18 protein-coding genes are annotated in these 20342 nt (G+C 61.2%); 12 read left to right on the forward strand and 6 right to left on the reverse strand.

Features of this window, described 5'->3' with window-relative positions:
* Nucleotides 1-184 precede the first annotated feature (184 nt).
* A complete protein-coding gene (locus tag KGB27_RS10280) occupies nucleotides 185-3097 on the reverse strand; it encodes an aminotransferase (RefSeq protein ID WP_223554271.1) in 2913 nt (970 codons plus the stop codon).
* 177 nt (nucleotides 3098-3274) lie between these two features.
* Between KGB27_RS10280 and rfbB the strand changes: the two genes are divergently transcribed.
* The 7 genes from rfbB to KGB27_RS10315 are packed head-to-tail and all read left to right on the forward strand — an operon-like array spanning nucleotide 3275 to nucleotide 10372.
* Nucleotides 3275-4357: a dTDP-glucose 4,6-dehydratase gene (rfbB, locus tag KGB27_RS10285; protein WP_008040110.1), complete on the forward strand. Its 1083-nt coding sequence runs from the start codon at nucleotides 3275-3277 to the stop codon at nucleotides 4355-4357.
* Nucleotides 4354-5226 carry a glucose-1-phosphate thymidylyltransferase RfbA gene (rfbA, locus tag KGB27_RS10290; protein ID WP_008040111.1) on the forward strand — a complete coding sequence of 291 codons (873 nt, stop codon included), beginning with the start codon at nucleotides 4354-4356 and terminating at the stop codon, nucleotides 5224-5226. The genes rfbB and rfbA overlap by 4 nt, the downstream gene beginning before the upstream one ends.
* Nucleotides 5226-5771: a dTDP-4-dehydrorhamnose 3,5-epimerase gene (rfbC, locus tag KGB27_RS10295; protein ID WP_223554273.1), complete on the forward strand. Its 546-nt coding sequence runs from the start codon at nucleotides 5226-5228 to the stop codon at nucleotides 5769-5771. The genes rfbA and rfbC overlap by 1 nt, the downstream gene beginning before the upstream one ends.
* Nucleotides 5772-5779: 8 nt before the next feature.
* Entirely contained in the window at nucleotides 5780-6649 is an 870-nt protein-coding gene (gene rfbD, locus KGB27_RS10300; RefSeq protein WP_223481643.1) for a dTDP-4-dehydrorhamnose reductase, read from the forward strand.
* 36 nt (nucleotides 6650-6685) lie between these two features.
* Nucleotides 6686-8494 (forward strand): ATP-binding protein, encoded by a 1809-nt coding sequence (locus tag KGB27_RS10305; protein WP_032832528.1) that lies wholly within the window; start codon nucleotides 6686-6688, stop codon nucleotides 8492-8494.
* Nucleotides 8491-9876, forward strand: a complete 1386-nt coding sequence (locus KGB27_RS10310) for a sigma-54-dependent transcriptional regulator (RefSeq protein WP_207285595.1) — start codon at nucleotides 8491-8493, stop codon at nucleotides 9874-9876. Before KGB27_RS10305 ends, KGB27_RS10310 begins: the two co-directional genes overlap by 4 nt.
* A 40-nt stretch (nucleotides 9877-9916) precedes the next feature.
* Nucleotides 9917-10372: a thioesterase domain-containing protein gene (locus KGB27_RS10315; protein ID WP_192417225.1), complete on the forward strand. Its 456-nt coding sequence runs from the start codon at nucleotides 9917-9919 to the stop codon at nucleotides 10370-10372.
* 124 nt (nucleotides 10373-10496) lie between these two features.
* Here KGB27_RS10315 and cysQ read toward each other — a convergent pair whose 3' ends face one another.
* Both cysQ and nudE read right to left on the reverse strand, forming a co-directional pair.
* Nucleotides 10497-11324, reverse strand: coding sequence for a 3'(2'),5'-bisphosphate nucleotidase CysQ (cysQ, locus tag KGB27_RS10320; RefSeq protein ID WP_008040116.1), 828 nt, complete (start codon nucleotides 11322-11324; stop codon nucleotides 10497-10499).
* Nucleotides 11321-11887, reverse strand: a complete 567-nt coding sequence (gene nudE, locus KGB27_RS10325) for an ADP compounds hydrolase NudE (protein WP_008040117.1) — start codon at nucleotides 11885-11887, stop codon at nucleotides 11321-11323. The genes cysQ and nudE overlap by 4 nt, the downstream gene beginning before the upstream one ends.
* Nucleotides 11888-11977: 90 nt before the next feature.
* Between nudE and yrfG the strand changes: the two genes are divergently transcribed.
* The gene (yrfG, locus tag KGB27_RS10330) at nucleotides 11978-12640 is read left to right on the forward strand and encodes a GMP/IMP nucleotidase (protein WP_008040118.1); all 663 of its coding nucleotides are present in this window, start codon (nucleotides 11978-11980) and stop codon (nucleotides 12638-12640) included.
* A 119-nt stretch (nucleotides 12641-12759) separates the two neighbouring features.
* On the opposite strand, the gene lysM is transcribed toward yrfG, so the two are convergent.
* Nucleotides 12760-13200 (reverse strand): peptidoglycan-binding protein LysM, encoded by a 441-nt coding sequence (gene lysM, locus KGB27_RS10335; protein ID WP_223481566.1) that lies wholly within the window; start codon nucleotides 13198-13200, stop codon nucleotides 12760-12762.
* A 135-nt stretch (nucleotides 13201-13335) separates the two neighbouring features.
* Here lysM and KGB27_RS10345 point away from each other — a divergent pair, with 135 nt between their 5' ends.
* The 4 genes from KGB27_RS10345 (at nucleotide 13336) to KGB27_RS10360 (ending at nucleotide 18340) form a co-directional block, all read left to right on the forward strand.
* Entirely contained in the window at nucleotides 13336-14223 is an 888-nt protein-coding gene (locus KGB27_RS10345) for a LysR family transcriptional regulator (RefSeq protein WP_223554276.1), read from the forward strand.
* A gap of 95 nt (nucleotides 14224-14318) precedes the next feature.
* Entirely contained in the window at nucleotides 14319-15158 is an 840-nt protein-coding gene (gene fdhD / locus KGB27_RS10350) for a formate dehydrogenase accessory sulfurtransferase FdhD (protein WP_192417229.1), read from the forward strand.
* Nucleotides 15155-17503, forward strand: a complete 2349-nt coding sequence (locus KGB27_RS10355) for an FdhF/YdeP family oxidoreductase (RefSeq protein WP_223416026.1) — start codon at nucleotides 15155-15157, stop codon at nucleotides 17501-17503. Before fdhD ends, KGB27_RS10355 begins: the two co-directional genes overlap by 4 nt.
* Nucleotides 17504-17854: 351 nt before the next feature.
* Nucleotides 17855-18340 (forward strand): glycine zipper domain-containing protein, encoded by a 486-nt coding sequence (locus KGB27_RS10360; protein ID WP_008025043.1) that lies wholly within the window; start codon nucleotides 17855-17857, stop codon nucleotides 18338-18340.
* Nucleotides 18341-18410: 70 nt separating this feature from the next.
* Here the strand turns inward: KGB27_RS10360 and KGB27_RS10365 are convergent, their stop codons facing one another.
* Together KGB27_RS10365 and KGB27_RS10370 are read right to left on the reverse strand one after the other, a co-directional pair.
* On the reverse strand, nucleotides 18411-18830 hold the full coding sequence (locus KGB27_RS10365; RefSeq protein ID WP_223554278.1) for an acyl-CoA thioesterase: 420 nt from the start codon (nucleotides 18828-18830) through the stop codon (nucleotides 18411-18413).
* 135 nt (nucleotides 18831-18965) lie between these two features.
* Nucleotides 18966-20192, reverse strand: coding sequence for a 3-hydroxyacyl-CoA dehydrogenase (locus tag KGB27_RS10370; RefSeq protein WP_223554280.1), 1227 nt, complete (start codon nucleotides 20190-20192; stop codon nucleotides 18966-18968).
* Between the last annotated feature and the right edge of the window lie 150 nt (nucleotides 20193-20342).

A 20342-nucleotide genomic window follows, 5' to 3' on the forward strand; every position in this document is an offset into this window, starting at 1 on the left:
TCTGTCGAAAACAACAGCGCTTAAACCAGATAATAATCGGTATTTGTCGGTGTATTGATGGGCGCTTTCGCGGGCAAGCCTCGCTCCTACAGGTCCGTGTCATACGCAATTTTTGCGACCGACCCGGACCTGTAGGAGCGAGCGGTGCGGCGATCCGACTTGCCCGCGAAAGCGATTTCAAACCTTACAACCCCTCCCCCAACACCTTCGCCAGCATGTCGACAAAGAAATCCACACTCTGGCGCGACGTAACCATCGGCGGTTTGATCTTGAGGACGTTCAGGAAATCACCGGTCGGCTGCATGAAAATCCCCAGCTCCCGCAACCGGTCACACAGCGCCGTCGTTTCCTCGGTCGCCGGCTCCAGGGTCTCGCGGTTGCGGATCAACTCCACGCCCAGATAAAAACCGGAACCGTGCACCGCGCCTACCAATGGATGACTGTCGATCAGCGCCTCAAGACGCTCCTTGAAATACCCGCCCACGACCTGGGCGTTTTCCCAGAGTTTTTCCTCCTCCATCACATCCAGAACGGCCATGCCGATCTGGCAACTGACCGGGCTGCCCCCCGCCGACGAGAAGAAGTAGCCCTCGGCCTCCAGCGCTTCGGCGATTTCCCGACGGGTGATCACCGCGCCCAGCGGCTGGCCGTTACCCATGCCTTTGGCCATGGTGATGATGTCCGGCACCACACCCTGCTCTTCGAAGCCCCAGAAGAAATGGCCCATGCGGCCGTAACCCACCTGCACTTCGTCGGCGATGCACACACCGCCCTGCGCACGGACCATTGCATAGACCTGTTTCAGGTAACCCGGCGGCAGCGAAATACCACCGGCATTGCCATACACCGGTTCGCAGATGAAACCGGCCAGCGGGCGTTGCTGCGCCGCGATTTTCGCCAGGTTGTGTTCGACGCTGCGCACATAATCCGGCGCACTGTCCGGGCCACGGAATTCGCCGCGATAGGTGTTCGGCGCGGTTACCGGGTGCACCCAGTCGGGACGGCTGCTCAAGGCCTTGGGGTTGTCGGCGATCGAGGTCGAGACCGCGTCCGCGCCCACGGTCCAGCCGTGATACGCCTCCAGCACGCTGATGATGTCGCGACCGCCGCTGTAGGCCCACGCCAGACGGATCGCCAGGTCGTTGGCCTCGCTGCCGCTGTTGACCAGGAACACCCGGTCCATGCCCTCCGGCGACAGTTTCAGCAAGCGCTCGGAAAACTCGGCAACCGCTGCGTAGTTGAACCGCGAGTTGGTGTTGAGCAGCGACCATTGACGACTGGCGACCGCGGCCATGCGCGGATGACCGTGGCCAAGCACCGCGACGTTGTTGAGCATGTCGAGGTAGGAGCGGCCCTGCATATCGATCAAGTGATTGCGCCAGCCGCGCTCAATGCGCGGCGGGTCGACGTAATAGTGCTTCTGGGTTCGGGCGAAACTGGCGTCGCGGCGCGCCAGCAAAGTCTGCGCATCGAGCTCTGCCTCGGCATCGCACGCCAGACCCAACAACGCTGCCGGCGACGGGCACAACACTTGCCAGGCGGCCGCGCGCGAAGGCGTGCAAAACAACGGCGCATCGAGCGCCGCGCCTCGGCACAACTGCACCCGCAACGGGCCGCTGACCGAACCCAACACCTGGCCTTTGACCAAGGCTGCACCGGTGTGCAGCGACGGTGTCACGCCCCACAACCGCACGCTCAACTGCGGGCCGTCCAGTTGCAGCACACCCGGCGCCGGTTGATGCACAACCCCGGCAAACGGCGATTCGACCGCAGTGCCATGAGGCACCCGCAGCTCGACGTGCAACGGGCAGGTGTCTGGTTCCGTCGCACTGTCCGGGCGTGTGCGGGACAAACGGTATTGTCCATAACGGCTCGCTGCCAAGCCGTGGGCCGCAGCCGCTTCGCTCAACAGACGCTGATCGATCCCCTCCTGTTCCCAGTTACCGGCCTCGAAATGCGGGCTCAATACGCCCAGATCGATCAAGGCAAATTCACGCCCGACCAGGCTCGGCAGCAGCGGTGCGAAGCCTTCGCTGCCGATGTCCGGCAGGCTGTGCCCCACCGAGGTGAGGATCGCCGCTTCCATCAACGCCAACGGCACCGACGTGGCCACGCGGAAAATCTCCCACTCATGGGTCAGGTTGTCGCGACTGTAGGCATTACCCGGGTCGATGCTGACCTGCTGCTCGCCGCTGAGCACCAGCACCGCCGCCCGCGCAACGATCAATGGCCACAGCGCCAGCAGCTCTTCGTGTTGCAACGGATTGACCGCGTGATAAGCCTGAACCGCCGGCAAAATGTAGAACGGATCGCCTCCGGCATGGTGCAGCAGCGCCGCGCAGGTCACCGACAGGTCGGTAATGCGCCACGTGCGGACCAGATCGCCAAAATCGATCACGCCCCGCAATTGCCACTGGCGTTGCGCATCGCGCTGCCAGACCGCGTTGTCGTCGGTGATGTCCATGTGAATGGCCTGTACCGGCAACTTGTCCACCAGCGGCTGCAAATGCCGCTCGGCCTGTTCGGCCACTTCGGCGATCAACGCGCGTTGCCGGTCATCTTCAATCACCGGCAGCAAATGCGCGATCAACGCATTCGCGTGGCGGGCGTCCCACTGAAGGGTGCGCTCAAGGCCCGCATGATCGAAAGCGGCCAGCGCCAGGTCCATTTCGCCGCAGAGCCGGCCGAAACCGGCCACCACGGATCCGGGCAGATGATCGAGATGTGTAAGCGACTGGCCCTCGATGTATTCGAGCAGGCGTACGTGCACCGCTTGCCCGTCGATTTCCAGTGACAGCAGGTCGGCGCCGCTTTGCGCGGCAATCACTCGCGGCACCGGCACACCGGAGTGTTCGGCCAGATGCTTGAGCCCGGCATGCTGGGCTTGCAGCTCCAGCACCGAATAGTCGCCCCGGCAGATTTTCAGGACGAAACGCCCATGCTTACTGTCAACGCGGAAGTTCAGGTCTTGCTGGCTGCCGAGCGCCTGCAGCTTTGCGCTCAGCCCGTAATGCCCCTCGAGCAGCTCAAGCGCTTGCGCCGCAGACACTTGCGGGCTGGGCAAACTGGCGCGATGAATCAACGTGGCGAGCGGCATACAACAACCCCTGAAATTTTATTAGGCGCTTATATCGCCACCGCATCGGTCGATAATCAACCCCCTGTTTACGCCACAAAACCCAAATTGCAGACACAACCCTCTTGCACCACCACTCTCCTGCCGACAAGCTATGATCTTCGCTATATCGTCTGACGGAAAAAAAGGCTGGCCCACATGCGTATTCTTATCACCGGCGGCGCCGGTTTCATCGGCTCTGCCCTGGTTCGCCAGCTGATTCGGCACACCGAGCATGAAGTGCTCAACCTGGACAAACTGACCTATGCGGGCAATCTCGAATCGCTGACCAGCATTGCCACCGACACTCGCTACGAGTTCGTGCAGGCCGATATTGTCGACCAAGCCACCGTGAGCGCCGTACTGACACGTTTCCAGCCACACGCCATCATGCACCTGGCGGCTGAGTCCCATGTCGACCGCTCCATCGATGGGCCTTCGGACTTCATTCAAACCAATATCGTCGGCACCTACAGCCTGCTGGAAGCCACTCGCGCCTACTGGCACACGCTGGCCGAGCCGGAAAAAAGCGCCTTCCGCTTCCACCATATCTCCACCGACGAAGTCTACGGCGACCTGCACGGTGTCGATGATCTGTTCACCGAAACGACTTCGTACGCGCCAAGCTCACCGTACTCCGCCAGCAAAGCGGCCTCGGACCACCTCGTCCGCGCATGGCAGCGCACCTACGGGCTGCCGGTATTGCTGACCAACTGCTCGAACAACTATGGCCCGTTCCACTTCCCCGAAAAATTGATTCCGCTGGTGATTCTCAACGCGCTGGCCGGCAAACCGCTGCCGGTCTACGGAAACGGCCTGCAGATCCGCGACTGGCTGTTCGTCGAGGATCACGCACGAGCGTTGCTCAAAGTAGTCACCGAAGGTGTCGTCGGCGAGACGTACAACATTGGCGGACACAACGAACAGACGAACATCGACGTGGTGCGCAGCATCTGTGCCCTGCTCGAAGAACTTGCCCCGGTCAAACCAGCCGGTGTTACCCGATATGCCGACTTGATCACCTTCGTCCAGGACCGCCCCGGGCACGATCTGCGTTACGCGATCGATGCCGGCAAAATCGAGCGCGACCTGGGTTGGGTGCCGGAAGAAACCTTCGAAACCGGTCTGCGCAAAACCGTTCAGTGGTATCTGGAAAACCTGGAATGGTGCCGCCGCGTTCAAGATGGCAGTTATCAGGGTGAACGACTAGGCTCCACCGATATCAAGGAGTTACTCGCATGATGAAAGGAATTGTGTTGGCTGGAGGGTCGGGCACGCGCCTGCACCCGATCACGCTAGGCGTTTCCAAACAGCTGTTGCCGATCTACGACAAGCCGATGATCTACTACCCGATCTCGGTGTTGATGCTGGCTGGCATCAAGGAAATCCTGGTGATTTCCACCCCGCAGGATCTGCCGCAGTACCGCAACCTGCTGGGTGACGGCAGTCAGTTCGGCGTCCATTTCAGCTACGCCGAACAGCCTACGCCGGATGGCCTGGCCCAGGCGTTTCTGATTGGTGAGGAATTCATCGGCGACGACCCGGTGTGCCTGATCCTCGGTGACAACATCTTCCATGGTCAGCACTTCGGTGGCCAGTTGCAAAGAGCGGCGCAGCAAACCAGCGGCGCGACGGTATTCGGCTATTGGGTCAAGGACCCGGAGCGCTTTGGCGTGATCGACTTCGACGCAGAAGGCCGCGCCATCTCGATCGAAGAAAAACCGCTCAAGCCAAAGTCCAGCTATGCGGTCACCGGGCTGTATTTCTACGATAATGACGTTATCCGCATTGCCAAGGCCGTCAAACCGTCACCGCGCGGCGAGCTGGAAATCACCGATGTTAACAACGCCTATCTGCAACGCGGCAAACTTCAGGTCGAGCGCTTTACCCGCGGTTTCGCCTGGCTCGACACCGGCACTCACGACAGCCTGCTTGAAGCGTCGCAATACGTGCAAACCATCGAGCACCGCCAGGGACTGAAAGTGGCCTGTCTCGAAGAAATTGCCTACATGAATGGCTGGATCGATCGCGAGCACTTGCTTGAGCGAGCGAAGTATTTCGGCAAGACCGGTTATGGCCAGTATCTCTATACGATTGCCGGAGAAGCGTAATGAAAGTCACCCCCACCCAGTTACCAGGTGTGCTGATTATCGAGCCGAAGGTCTTTGGTGACGAACGTGGGTTTTTCTATGAAAGCTTCAATGTCCGTGAGTTTGAAAACGCCACCGGCCTCAAGAAAGCGTTCGTTCAAGACAACCACTCGCGTTCGCGAAAAGGCGTGCTGCGTGGCATGCACTATCAGGTGCAACACACCCAGGGCAAGCTGGTTCGGGTGACTGCGGGGGAAGTACTCGATGTGGCCCTTGATGTCCGCCGCAGTTCGCCAAACTTCGGACGCTGGGCCAGTGTGCGTTTGTCCGCACAGAACAATCGTCAGTTGTGGATACCGGAAGGCTTCGCCCATGGCTTCCTGGTACTCAGCGAGTACGCCGAGTTTCTCTACAAAACCACCGACTATTACGACCCGGCGTCAGATCGCTGCATTCGCTGGGACGATCCGACACTGGCCATCGACTGGGAACTGGAAGAAGCGCCTCAACTGTCAGAAAAGGACCAACACGGTAAAAACTGGCAGGAATCTGAACTGCTTCCATGAAAATCCCTTTGCGAATTCTCATCATTGGCCAGCACGGCCAGGTCGCCCGCGAACTGCAGCGCCGCTTGAGCGCGGCTGATGAACTCATGGTGCTGGGGCGCGATCAACTCGATCTGGCTCAACCGGAGCAGATTCGTCAGCAGGTCCGGCGCGTTCGTCCCGACCTGATCATCAACGCCGCCGCTCACACGGCGGTCGATCGGGCAGAAAGCGAACCTGAGCTGGCGTTCGCCATCAACGCGACGGGCCCGGGAATTCTGGCCGAAGAAGCACTGGCGCTGGGCATCCCGCTGATTCACTACTCCACCGATTATGTGTTCGATGGCAGCAAGGGCGAGCCTTACAACGAAGCCGACGCGCCCAAGCCGCTGGGGGTCTACGGCCAGAGCAAACTGGCTGGCGAACAAGCCATCACGGCGGTGGGGGGCATGCATCTGATTCTGCGGACCAGCTGGGTCTACTCGGCCAGTGGCAGCAATTTCCTGCTGACGATGCAGCGTCTGCTGCAAGAAAAACCCGAGTTGCGCATCGTTGCCGATCAGATCGGCGCGCCCACCTGGGCCGGCACGATCGCCAACAGCACCCTCGCCCTGATCGAGCGCTGGCAGGCCGGTGAGCGGGGCGCCTGGGGCACTTATCACCTGACCGCTCAAGGTGAAACCTCATGGTTCGGTTTCGCCCAGGCCATTGGTGAAGCGCTGCGCAAACAGGGCAAGCCTTGCGCGCACCTGTTGCCCATCCCTTCCAGCGATTACCCGACGCCTGCCGCCCGACCGTTGAACTCGCGCCTCGATTGCAGTCGCCTGCTCCGCGAATGGGGCGTCAGTCAGCCAGACTGGCAAACCGCGCTGCGCGAGTGTCTTGCCGGGCAAGCCTAGGCATAATGCGCCTGTACCCTCAGGCGCCTGATGCTCATGACTCCGACCCTCCCCCGCAGACCCCGTTGGCGTAGCCTCGCCCTGCTGGCGCTGTGCCTGGCGCCGTTGCTGTGGCCGCTGGAGCATCTGGCCGAGCGTTATTACCGCAGCGAACTGGCCGGGCAGAACCGGCAGACCCTCGACCTGTACGTCGCCAACCTGCTGGGCACCCTGCACCGCTATGAAGTGCTGCCGCAGATCCTCGGCGACCTGCCGGCCCTGCGCGCCACGCTCGGGGCCCCCGACGACGGTGTGACCCAAGGCAATGCCAACCGCCTGCTGAAGAACATCAGCGCGCAGACCGGTGCCGAAGTCATGTACCTGATGGACACCACCGGCAAGACCCTTGCGGCGTCCAACTGGGACAAACACGACAGCTTCGTCGGCCGGAATTTTTCGTTTCGCCCCTACTTCAGCGAAGCCATGGCCGGGCGTCTCGGGCGGTTTTTCGGGCTGGGCACCACCTCGGCCAAACGCGGTTACTTCTTTGCGGCGGCCGTGCGTGACGGCGAAAAAATCCTCGGCGTGTTGGTGGTCAAGGTCGACCTGGACCACACCGAAAGCCTTTGGGGCAAAACCCCGGAACAACTGCTGGTCACCGACCACAACGGCGTGGTCATCCTCACCTCGCGGCCAGAATGGCGATTCCGCGCGACCCGGCCACTGGGCGAGGGCGAGCGCGAGGCAATCACCGCGATTCAACCCTATCCGACCCGCGACCCGAAACCGTTGAATCTCAATCCTGACGCCTGGCTGACCCAGACCCGGCAGATCGACGAAACCGGCTGGAGCGTCAGCATTCTTGCACCGCGCACTTTGATTGATCGCCCGGTGCGCACGGTGGTCGCCATCGGCGGCGCGACGCTGCTGGTGTTGATGCTGCTGCTCGGCCTGATGATGCAACGGCGCCGTCACTACCTCGAACGGATCGCCTTCGAAGCCAAGGCCCGGCGCGAACTGGAAGGCCGGGTCGCTGAACGAACCAGCGACCTCGAAGGCCTGAACCGCCGACTGAAACAGGAAGTGCTGGAGCGCGAACACGCCCAGCAGGAACTGGTACGCGCCCAGGATGACCTGGTGCAGGCCGGCAAGTTGTCGGCGCTCGGGACCATGTCGGCAAGCATCAGCCATGAACTGAATCAACCGCTGGCCGCCATCCGCAGCTACGCGGAAAACGCCGAAGTGCTGCTCGATCATCAGCGCACCGACGATGCGCGCGGCAACCTCAAACTGATCAGCGAACTGACCGGCCGCATGGCTTCGATCATCGCGCACCTGCGCGCCTTTGCCCGTCGTGATCGCCACGCGCCGGAAAGCGTTGCGTTGCAACCGGCGCTCGACGACGCGCTGGCGCTGTTGGCCAAGCGTCGACGGAGCATGGAAGTCGAGCTGATCCGCGATTTGCCCGCCGCCACGCTGTGGGTCGAGGCCGGGGAAACCCGTCTGCGCCAGGTGCTCGGCAACCTGCTGGCCAACGCACTGGACGCGCTGACGGAAAAAGGCCCGCCGCGTAAACTCTGGTTGAGTGCCCAATCCACCGCCGACGGCGTCAATCTGTACATTCGCGACAACGGCCCCGGCTTTTGCATGGAAGCTCTTGGCCGCGCCAGCGAGCCCTTCTACACCACCAAGACCCGCACCCAGGGGCTCGGTCTGGGGCTGGCGATTTGCGAAACCCTGATGCGCGCCTTCGGCGGTGAACTGTCGTTCGCCAACCACAAGGAAGGCGGCGCCCTGATTACCCTGAAACTGCGCGCAGGCGCACCGGGCGTGAGCCTGCAACCGTCCGAGGACCGAAGTGCATGACCATCGACAACCGCATCCAGGTCGTGCTGATCGACGATGATCCCCATCTGCGCCAGGCCCTGAGCCAGACGCTGGATCTGGCCGGCCTGAAAATCCTGCCGCTGGCCGAAGCCAAGGGCCTGGCCGGGCAACTGGAACGCGACTGGCCGGGCGTGGTGGTCAGCGATATCCGCATGCCCGGCATGGACGGTCTCGAACTGCTGACTGAACTGCACGCCCAGGACCCGGAACTGCCGGTGCTGCTGATCACCGGTCACGGTGACGTGCCGCTGGCGGTGCAAGCCATGCGCGCTGGCGCTTACGACTTTCTGGAAAAACCCTTCGCCAGCGACGCCTTGCTCGACAGCGTGCGCCGCGCGTTGGCCCTGCGTCGACTGGTGCTGGACAACCGCAGCTTGCGTCTGGCCCTCAGCGACCGCAATGAACTGAGCACAAGACTGGTCGGGCAATCGGCACCAATGCTGCGTCTACGCGAGCAGATCGGCGCACTGGCGGCGACCAAGGCCGATGTGCTGATCCTCGGCGAAACCGGCGCCGGCAAAGAAGTCGTGGCGCGGGCGCTGCACGATTTGTCGAACCGGCGTAACGGCCCGTTCGTGGCGATCAACGCCGGGGCTCTGGCCGAATCCGTGGTGGAAAGCGAGTTGTTCGGTCACGAGCCGGGCGCGTTTACCGGTGCGCAGAAGCGCCGTATCGGCAAGTTCGAATTCGCCAGCGGCGGCACGGTTTTCCTCGATGAAATCGAAAGCATGAGCCTGGATGTGCAGGTGAAATTACTGCGCTTGCTGCAAGAACGTGTAGTCGAGCGTCTGGGCGGCAATCAGTTGATCCCGCTGGACATCCGCATCATCGCCGCGACCAAGGAAGACCTGCGCCAGGCCGCCGACCAGGGCCGCTTCCGCGCCGACTTGTATTACCGCCTGAACGTCGCCCCGCTGCGCATTCCGCCGCTGCGCGAACGCGGTGAAGATGCGCTGATGCTGTTCCAGCACTTCGCCGATGAAGCCAGTGCTCGCCATGGCTTGCCACCCCACGAACTGCAACCGGGGCAACGGGCGCTGCTGCTGCGTCACACCTGGCCGGGCAACGTGCGGGAGTTGCAAAACGCCGCCGAGCGTTTTGCCCTGGGCCTCGAACTGGCGCTGGACAACAACGCGCCGGATGGCACGGCGGGCACAACGGTTGAAGCGGTCAGCGGTGGCTTGAGCGAGCAGGTGGAAAACTTCGAGAAAACACTGATTGCCGCCGAACTGGCGCGCTCTCACAGCTCGGTGCGCAGCCTCGCCGAAGCCCTCGGCATTCCGCGCAAAACCTTGCACGACAAACTGCGCAAGCACGGACTGAATTTCGCCGACCACCACCCGAGCGACGAACTCGATTGATCGACCGTCAAACCGTCCTCTTCAAACAAAAGGCCCCGTCATGAACCGCGACAGTCGTCACCTGGAATCAGTCCTCCACCGCGACATTCCCCTGACGCAAGCCATGGGCATCAAAGTGCTCGACTGGCACGACCAGCAACTGCGCCTGCACTTGCCGCTGGAAGCCAACGTCAATCACAAGAGCACCATGTTCGGCGGCAGCCTGTACTGCGGCGCGGTGCTGGCGGGTTGGGGCTGGCTGCATTTGCGTTTGCGCGAAGAAGGCATTGAAGACGGGCACATCGTGATTCACGAAGGGCAAATCAGCTATCCGCTGCCGGTGACCATGGACGCGACCGCGATTTGCCAGGCGCCGAGTGCGGCGGTGTGGAAGAAGTTTCTGGCGATGTATCAGCGCTATGGAAGAGCGCGGTTGACGCTGCATTCGCGGATTGTGAATGCCGATAGCGATGAAGACGCCGTGAGGTTTGCCGGGCAGTACGTCCTGCACCGGTAAACCGGAACGCCACAAAACCTGTGGGAGCGAGCCTGCTCGCGATGGCGGCCGTCCAGCCAACATCGTAGTTGCCTGACCCGCCGCCATCGCCGGCAAGCCGGTCTCGCTCCCACAAAGAAAGGTCTTAGCCGCGTGCCAGTTCCAGCAACTTTTCACGCCAGGCAGCCTTTGCAGGCAGCGCCAGGAAAAACGCGTTCCGCAAAGACTCCCGCGCCGGATAGCTGAACGGCACGCCACTCAACTCCAGCACTTCACCGCCCGCCCCTTCCAGCACACCCTGGGCCGCCGCCGTATCCCACTGCGAAGTCGGCGCCAGACGCGGGTAACAATCCGCCGCCCCTTCCGCCAACAAACAAAACTTCAGCGAACTGCCGATATTGGCCAGTTGCAGCTCACCCAAGCTGTCGCTCAACCCGGCGAGCAAGCGCTCTTGCTCAGGGCTCGAATGCCGACGGCTGGCGACGACCGTGAAGGCCTCGCCCGGGGCGGGCACGGTGCGAACCTGAATCGGCAGCGGCTCGGCGTCCTTATCACCACGCCACGCGCCCAGACCGGCACCACCGACGTAGAAACGCCCATTGGTCGGCATCGACACCACGCCAAACACCACGCGCCCCTGCTCGATCAACGCAATGTTGACGGTAAATTCTTCGCTGCCGGAGATGAACTCCTTGGTGCCGTCCAACGGATCGACCAGCCACCAGCGCTGCCAGCCGGCACGCACGCTCTGCGGAATGTTGGCGTCTTCTTCAGACAACACCGGGATGCTCGGGTCCAGCGCGGTCAGCCCGGCCAGAATCAGATGATGAGCGGCCAGGTCGGCAGCGGTGACCGGTGAATCGTCGGCCTTGGCGGTCACGGTCGTGCCGGTGCGCCAGAACGGCAGGATCGCGTCGCCAGCCTTCAATGCCAGTTCAATCACCGGCGCCATCAATGGATGAGGGAAAATCATGGCAGGAACACTCCGCGCTGGGTCAGCAAATCTCGGGTCAGGTACAGCGCCGCCAAGGCACGGCCCTCGGTGAATTTCGGGTTCTGGGCCAGGGCCGACAACTCTCGCAGGTTGATCTTGTCCACGCGCATCGGTTCAGGCTCGTCGCCTTCAAGCCGTTCTTCGTACAGATCGGTGGCCAGCACCACCTGAATCTTCTGGCTCATGTAACCCGGCGACAAGGACAGCTCGGTCAGGTGTTCCAGTTGTCGCGCGCCATACCCGGCTTCTTCCTTGAGCTCACGCTCGGCCGCCGCCAGCACGTCTTCACCCGGCTCGATCAAGCCTTTGGGCAGCGACATCTCGTATTCATCGGTGCCGCCGCAATATTCCTCGACCAGCACCGCGTGATCTGCGTCGAGCATCGCCACGATCATCACCGCGCCATACCCGGCGCCTTTGCCGACCAGTCGCTCATAGGTGCGCTCCACGCCATTGGAAAAGCGCAATTTCAGCTCTTCGACGCAGAACAAGCGGCTGGTGGCGACGATCTCGCGGGCGAGGATGGTGGGTTTCTGGCGCATGAAAAGCTCCTTGGCGTGAACGCGTTACTATACCCGGCCTATCCTGATTGTTGACCTCGGATATCTCTTTTACCGCTGGAGAAGTTTTTTATGTCCCTGCTGCCCTGGCGAGACATCGACACCGTTCTGCTCGATATGGACGGCACGCTGCTGGACCTGCACTTCGACAACCATTTCTGGCTGGAACACTTGCCCCAGCGTTACGCCGAATTGCACGGGGTGAGCCGGGCCATGGCCGAGATGGAATTGCAGCCGCTGTTTGAACGCCATGCCGGCCAGTTGCAGTGGTATTGCCTGGATTTCTGGAGCGCCGAACTGAAGCTGCCGGTGCGCGAGCTGAAACTTGAAACCGCGCACCTGATCGCGTTGCGCCCGGACGCGGATACGTTTCTGGAGGCGATCAAGCAGGCCGGCAAGCGGGTGGTGATGATCACCAATGCACACCGGGATTCGCTGTCACTGAAACTGGAACGAATTGAACTGGCGCCGTATTTCGAGCGGTTGATCAGCTCGCATGATTACGGTTTTCCCAAAGAGAATCCGCAATTCTGGCAGGCATTGCAGGCGGATATCGGTTTTGATCCGGCGCGCAGCCTGTTTATCGACGATACGTTGTCGATCCTGCGCAGTGCGCGGGATTTTGGGGTCGCGCATTTGTTGGCGGTGAAGGAGCCGGACAGCCGCAAGGGGCCGAAGGACACGGCGGAGTTTGCGGCGGTGGTTGATTATCGGGAGCTGATAGCGGGGCTTTAGACCGAGTCGCGCCTTTCGCGGGCAAGCCTCGCTCCTACAGGTTAGGCGTCGTTCGTGAACGAGGCGATAACCTGTAGGAGCGAGGCTTGCCCGCGAAGGCCATAACGCGGTCTTAAACCTTACTCAGGAATCCGCAACGACTGCCCCGGATAAATCTTGTTCACATCCTTGAGCATCGGCTTGTTGGCCTCAAAGATTTTTTGATACTTGTTGGCATCGCCATACACGCGCAATGAAATCGCGCTAAGGGTGTCGCCCTTCACAACCGTGACAAATTTCGCGGCGACGACCGCAGGCCCGGTCACCGCAATCTGATCATCCACGCTACCGACACCGGCGATATTGCCCACGGCCAGCAGGATTTTTTCTTTCTCTTCCTGGCTCGCCACCTCACCGGTCACCGTGACTTTGTCGCCCTCTACCGTCGCCTGCACATTCGGATTGCCCAGGCCGACCTTGCTGATGTGTTCCTTCAACTGCTCGCTGGCATTGGCGTTACCCGGCGTCAGCAAATCGATAAGCTTTTCGCCTGCTTCCTTCACAAAGCTAAAAATACTCATGGTGCACTCTCCTTGGTTTTTGGTTCCAGACGCAAAAGCCTAGACCAAGGTTGCAACACCCGGTTCCTACCCGACCAATGACGCCGCTTGCCCCCAGGCGCTAGAATCCCGACCTTCCCGCGCCCTGGAGCGAAGATGGACATCAAGCAGCTGAAATTCCTCATCGCCCTCGACGAAACCCGGCATTTCGGTCAGGCCGCTGCACGTTGTCACGTCACTCAGCCGACCCTGTCCATGCGCTTGCGCAGCCTTGAAGAAGAACTCGAGTTACCGTTGGTCAACCGTGGCCAGCGCTTCGAAGGCTTCACCGCGCCGGGCGAGCGGGTGCTGGCGTGGGCGCGCACGGTGCTCGCGGCCTACGACGGCTTGCAGGCCGAAGCCGCCGCCTGTCGCGGCAACCTGGTCGGTACGTTGCGTCTGGGCGTGGTGCCGTTGTCGAGTTTCGACCCGCTGCCGCTGCTGCAACGCTTGCACGGCGAACACCCGAACCTGCGCTTCGAACTCTCGGCGCTGAGCTCCGAGCAGATCCTCGAACAACTGGCGAACAATCGCCTGGATCTTGGCGTGTCGTACCTGGAGCGTCTGGACGCCGAACGTTTCGATTCCCTGGCGTTCAGCGAAACCCGCATGGGCCTGCTCTACGACCAGCGCTTCTTCACGTTCGGCGAGGCGCCGCTGAGCTGGGAGTCGCTGATCGAACTGCCGCTGGGCATGCTCACCAGCGGCATGCATTTCCGCCAGTCCATCGACCACAATTTCCACAGCCGCGGCCTTACTCCGCAGCCGTTGTTGCAAACCGATGCCGTGCATCAACTGTTACAAGCTGTTCATGGCGGGTTGTGTTGCGCCGTGATGCCGCTCGAAGGCGGCCTGGAAAACCTGACAGACCATCTGCGCCTGCAACCGATCGAAAACGCCCAGACCCTCGGCCGGCTGGGGCTGATCATGCGGCGCAGCGCACCGCGCTCGGCGTTGGCGGAGGCCTGTTTCGCGATCTACCAACAATCAATGGCAGGCTCTTGATCGACGCCATCTATCGGCAGATCAGTAATAGCGATTAGACGCGACAACTTGTCGCGCATAGGCTTAAAGCTGACTAAACCGTCGGTGATGCCCCCATGAACGCCAAGCGTCCTGTTTGCGCGGCGCCAGCCCTCGAAACGCCCGCGCCCGCCGCCAGCCAAACGTACAGTTACAGCGATTTTCAATACACCGAATCGGCCAGCACCGCGCTCGCCGAGGAAGTTGCGTTGGCGATTGCCTATAACGGTATCAGTCAGGCAGTGATGCTCGTGACGCCGACGGACCTGGAAGACTTCATCGTCGGCTTCAGCCTCGGTAGCGGCATCATCGAAGACGCCTCCGACATTTATGACCTGCAACTGAGCGGTTCAGGGTCGGCGCAGTACGCGCAAGTGACCATCGCCAACCGCGCCTTCTGGAACCTCAAGCAGCAACGTCGGCAACTGGCCGGCACCAGCGGCTGCGGGCTCTGTGGCGTGGAAGCGGTCGAACAAGCCTTGCCGGACCTCAAAGTGTTGCCCGGTGCGCCATTGCCGCCCGCCGAATGGCTCGACGGTTTGCGCCAGCGTATCGGCGCGTTCCAGCCGCTCGGCCAGCATTGCGGCGCGGTGCATGCGGCGGTGTTCATGAACGCTCATGGCGAATTGCTGCTGGGCCGCGAGGACATTGGCCGGCACAACGCACTCGACAAGCTGATTGGCGGGCTGATCCGGCAAAAGATCCCGACCACTGGCGGCCTGGCGATTGTCACCAGTCGTTGCAGCCTCGAATTGATCCAGAAAGTACTGCGCGCAGGCATCCAGACCCTGGTCAGCCTGTCGTCGCCCACGGGCCTTGCCGTGCAATGGGCCCGTCGTCACAACCTGAACCTTATCCATCTGCCACAGAAGAATGCGCCGCGGGTCTACAGCCCGGCTTTGGAGAATCAAGCGTGAGTCAACACCGTCAAGCCGACCAGAAACCCGTCCCCCGCTACAAGCCCTACAAGGGCCCAGCCGGTGGCTGGGGCGCACTGATCAGCGTCGCCCAGGCCTGGTTGACCAGCGACAACGCGCTGAAAAACCTGCGCATCATGCTCAAGACCAACCAAAATGGCGGCTTCGACTGCCCGGGTTGTGCCTGGGGCGATTCGCCGGAAAAGGGCATGGTGATGTTCTGCGAGAACGGCGCCAAAGCGGTGAACTGGGAAGCGACCAAACGGGCCGTCAACCCGGCATTCTTCGCCAAACACAGCGTCACCTCGCTGCTGGAACAAAGCGATTACTGGCTTGAATATCAGGGGCGCCTGACCGAGCCGATGCGCTACAACGCCGAAACCGATCGCTACCAACCGATCAGCTGGGATGACGCCTTCACCCTGATCGCCAAACATCTGCGCGGTTTGTCGAGCCCGGACCAAGCCGAGTTCTACACCTCGGGACGTGCCAGCAACGAAGCGGCGTTTCTCTATCAGTTGTTCGTGCGCGCCTATGGCACCAATAATTTCCCCGACTGTTCGAACATGTGCCACGAGGCCAGCGGTGTCGCGTTGGCGCAGAGCGTTGGCGTCGGTAAAGGCACCGTGACCTTCGACGACTTCGAACACGCCGACGCGATTTTCGTCTGGGGCCAGAACCCCGGCACCAACCACCCACGGATGCTCGAGCCGCTGCGTGAAGCCGTGAAGCGTGGCGCGCAAGTGGTGTGCATCAATCCGCTCAAAGAACGCGGCCTGGAACGTTTCCAGCACCCGCAACACCCGATCGAAATGCTCACCAACGGCGACAAACCGACCAACACCGCCTATTTCCGTCCGGCCTTGGGCGGCGACATGGCGGTACTGCGCGGCATGGCGAAATTCCTGCTGCAATGGGAGCGCGACGCGCAGAAAGCCGGTGAGCCTGCCGTGTTCGACCACGACTTCCTCAATGAACACAGTGTCAACGTGCTGGAGTACCTGGGTACCGTCGACGATACGCCGTGGGAGCAGATCGTCGAGCAGTCCGGCCTGACGCTCGTGGAAATCGAGCAAGCAGCGCGCATGTATGCCAAAGGCAAGAACGTGATCATGTGCTGGGCGATGGGTATCACCCAACATCGCCATTCGGTTGCGACCATCCAGGAAATCGCCAACCTGATGCTGCTGCGTGGCAACATTGGCCGCCCCGGTGCCGGCCTGTGCCCGGTGCGTGGCCACAGTAACGTGCAGGGCGACCGCACGATGGGCATCAACGAGCGTCCGCCGGTGGCGTTCCTCGACTCCCTGGAACGTCGCTTCCAGTTCAAAGTGCCGCGCGAAAACGGCCACAACGTGGTCGAGGCGATTCATGCCATGGCCGAAGGTCGTGCAAAAGTGTTCATCGCTCTGGGCGGTAACTTCGCCCAGGCCACTCCGGACAGCACGCGCACCTTCCAGGCTCTGAGCAACTGCGACCTGACCGTACAGATCAGCACCAAGCTCAACCGCAGCCATTTGGCTCACGGCAAGGAAGCACTGATCCTGCCGTGCCTGGGCCGCACCGACATCGATATCCAGACCGAAGGCCCGCAAGCGGTGACCGTGGAAGATTCGTTCAGCATGGTCCACGCCTCCAACGGCCAGTTGCAGGCGCTGTCGAACCAGATGCGCTCCGAGCCTGCGATCATCGCCGGTATCGCCGCCGCGACCCTGGGCAGCAAACCGGTGGACTGGAACTGGCTGGTGGCCGATTACTCGCGCATCCGTGACCTGATTGCCGATACGATTCCGGGCTTCAAGGACTTCAACGAGAAGATCAAGAATCCGGGCGGCTTCTACCTCGGCAACAGTGCCGGTTCCCGTCGCTGGAACACCGCGTCGGGCCGGGCGAATTTCCGTGCGAACGTCCTGCCCAAGGACCTGGTGCACGAGCGCACGCGCTCCACAGGCGTGTTGCCGGACCTGATCATGCAGTCGATGCGTTCCCACGATCAGTACAACACCACCATTTATGGCCTCGACGACCGTTATCGCGGCGTGAAAGGTCAGCGTGATGTGTTGTTTGTGAACGAGGCGGATATTATTCGACTGGGGTTCAAACCGGGGCAGAAGGCTGACATCGTTTCGATCTGGGACGATGGTCGTGAGCGTCGGGTGAAAGGCTTCACACTGCTGGCGTTTGATATTCCTGCGGGGCAAGCGGCGGCGTACTACCCGGAAGTGAATCCGCTGGTGCCGCTGGAGAGCACTGGGGATGGCAGCCATACGCCGACGTCGAAGTTTGTGGCGATCCGGTTGGAAGCGGCGAGTGAAATCGGGTTGATTTTGGCGAAGTCTGCGTAACGCGGCAGCAGGTCTGGCCTCTTCGCGGGCAAGCCTCGCTCCTACAGATCAGTAGTGATCTCACGGTCACGGCAAAACCTGTAGGAGCGAGGCTTGCCCGCGAAGGCATCCGACACGACTACACCTGTATCCGCACCGCCCGATTACTTTCCAATCGCCCACAAAAAAGGCCGTTTTTTCACAAAAACGGCCATTCCGAAGTAACTAAAGACCGGCGAAAAACACTTAAGTTCCAGCTAAAAAACAGTAACTTATAGAAATGTGCTGAAGTCGTGTTACTCGTCGGATTTCGATTGTCAGCCTTACGACACAGCCTCAGGATCGCGCCGTCATCCCCTTGAGGTTCCTCAAATGAAGTTCTCCTCGATTCTCTTGTTGTCCCTTGGCCTGGTCAGTGGCTTCGCTTCTGCCGGAGGCACCACCGAAGCAGGTGTGGGCGGCGCATTGGGCGGGGTTTTGGGCTCGGTCGTCGGTCAATCGCTAGGCGGCAACACAGGTTCAACCATTGGCGCGGCCCTGGGCGGCGCGGGTGGTAGCGCAGTCGGCGCAGACAAACGCAGCCGTGGCGAAGCGGCCATTGGCGGTGCGTTGGGCGCAGCAGGCGGTAACGTGGTCGGCCGCAGCATGGGCGGCACCACCGGCAGCCTGATCGGCTCCGCAGCAGGCGGCGGCGCCGGTGGCGCGCTGGGTAACTACATGGGCAACAAAAGCGATGATGATGACGATGATCGTCGTTCCTATCGCGGTCATGGTGATCGTCGCTATTACCGGGATGACCATCCGGGCCGCGGCCATGCTTATGGCCACCGCAAGCACAAACATCGCTATCACGACTGAGGCTTGAATCGCCTCGTTTACCGGTAGATCAAAAAAATCGCAGCCCAAGGGCTGCGATTTTTTTTGCCCCTCAAACCGCCAATCGCTCCAGCGCACCGCGCAACCCGGCAGGAATCGCCACGGGCTGATTCGACACCCGATCCACAAACACATGCACGAAACGCCCCGCGGCGCAGGCTTCGTCTTCACCGACCTTGAACACCGCCAATTCGTATTGCACCGAGCTGTTGCCCAACTTACCCACGCGCAAACCGATCTCGATCCGGTCGGGGAAAGCGATTGAAGCAAAATAATCGCAAGCCGAACTCACCACAAAACCCACGACTTCGCCGTCATGAATATCCAGGCCGCCGACTTCGATCAGGTAGGTGTTCACCGCCGTGTCGAAGAAACTGTAGTAGGTGACGTTGTTGACGTGACCGTAGGCATCGTTGTCGTGCCAGCGCGTAGTGATGGGCTGGAAGTGCGGGTAGTCGGTGCGTTGGGGCATCAGCGTCGGTTCCTGAAGTTGGATGGCCAGTAGACCGTGTCGCTATCATCGCTGGCAAGCCAGCTCCTACAGGATAGCGAGGACCTTGTAGGAGCTGGCTTGCCAGCGATGGCGCCACCACGGTCAATACACCACTTACCGATCAGCAAACCCCTTGCCCACCACCGCCAACTCCCCGATCAACCGCGCCGGCTGCCAGTGGTCACCCTGTTTGGTTTCCAGCTGCAGTAGCCGCTGATGAATATCCACCAACCCCTGCTGATCCGCCCAGGCCATCGGCCCGCCCTTGTCCGCCGGAAAACCATAACCGTTGAGGTAAACCAGATCGATGTCATGCGCCGACGCCGCAATCCCTTCCTGAAGAATCTTCGCCCCCTCGTTGACCAGTGCCAGCAAGCAGCGCTCCAGAATCTCCTCAGGCCCGATCTCGCGACGCTGGAAACCCAATCCTTCGCTGACCTTCAGCACCAGCGCATCCACCTGCACATCGTGCTCAGCCTGGCGACTGCCCGCTTCGTAGTGGTAATAGCCGTTGCCACTCTTCTGCCCGAAACGGCCCAGTTCGCACAGACGGTTATCCACTTGAACCTGCGGCGCATCCTGCCCCTTGCCCGCCAGCTCCCGAGCCCGCCATTCGAGGTCGATACCAACCACGTCGTACATGCGGAACGGCCCCATGGCGAAACCGAACCCCTGCAACGCCGCATCCACCTGATAGGGATAAGCGCCTTCAAGCAGCATCTTGCGTGCTTCCAACACGTAGGTTTTGAGCATGCGGTTGCCAATGAAACCCTCGCAGTTGCCCGACACCACGCTGACCTTGCCCATGCGCTTGCCCAGGTCCAGCGCGGCTTCCAGCACCGCCGGTGAAGTCTGTGCGCCACGAACGATTTCCAGCAGTTTCATGATGTGCGCCGGGCTGAAGAAGTGCAGGCCCAGGACTTGTTTCGGGCGGCGGGTGGCGGCAGCAATGGCGTCGATATCCAGCGCCGACGTGTTGCTGGCCAATATGGCTTCGGGCTTGAGCAGGCCATCCAGCTCGCGGAAGATTCTCTGCTTGAGCTCGAGGTTTTCGTAAACCGCCTCGATCACCAGATCGACCTCGCGGATCGCTGCGTAATCGGCAGCCGCCGTGACCCGTGCAATGCGCGCATCCGCTTCAGCCTGATCAATCCTTCCCTGCCGCACGTTGTGCGCATAGGTCTCAGCCACGCTGGCCAGTGCCTGCTCAAGCATCTGCGGATTGTTATCGACCCACTGCACCGGCACCCCGGCATTGGCCAGGCACATGACAATGCCACGGCCCATGGTGCCCGCACCGATGACGGCAGCGCGCTGAATGTTGAACGGTGTCTGGCTCATGGTTGTTCTCTTGTTGGCGATCCAAAGACAGACCCCACCATAGTCAGCCACCCGGCTTTTTTGAAATTTATTCCTGTGATGGGGGACATTCAGCGGATGGATGCACGTCCGCCAGACACTGACATCCCTGTAGGAGCAAGCTTGCTCGCG

Source organism: Pseudomonas sp. BF-R-01 (assembly GCF_019946615.1).
In the GTDB taxonomy this organism is placed as follows: Bacteria; Pseudomonadota; Gammaproteobacteria; order Pseudomonadales; family Pseudomonadaceae; genus Aquipseudomonas; species Aquipseudomonas migulae.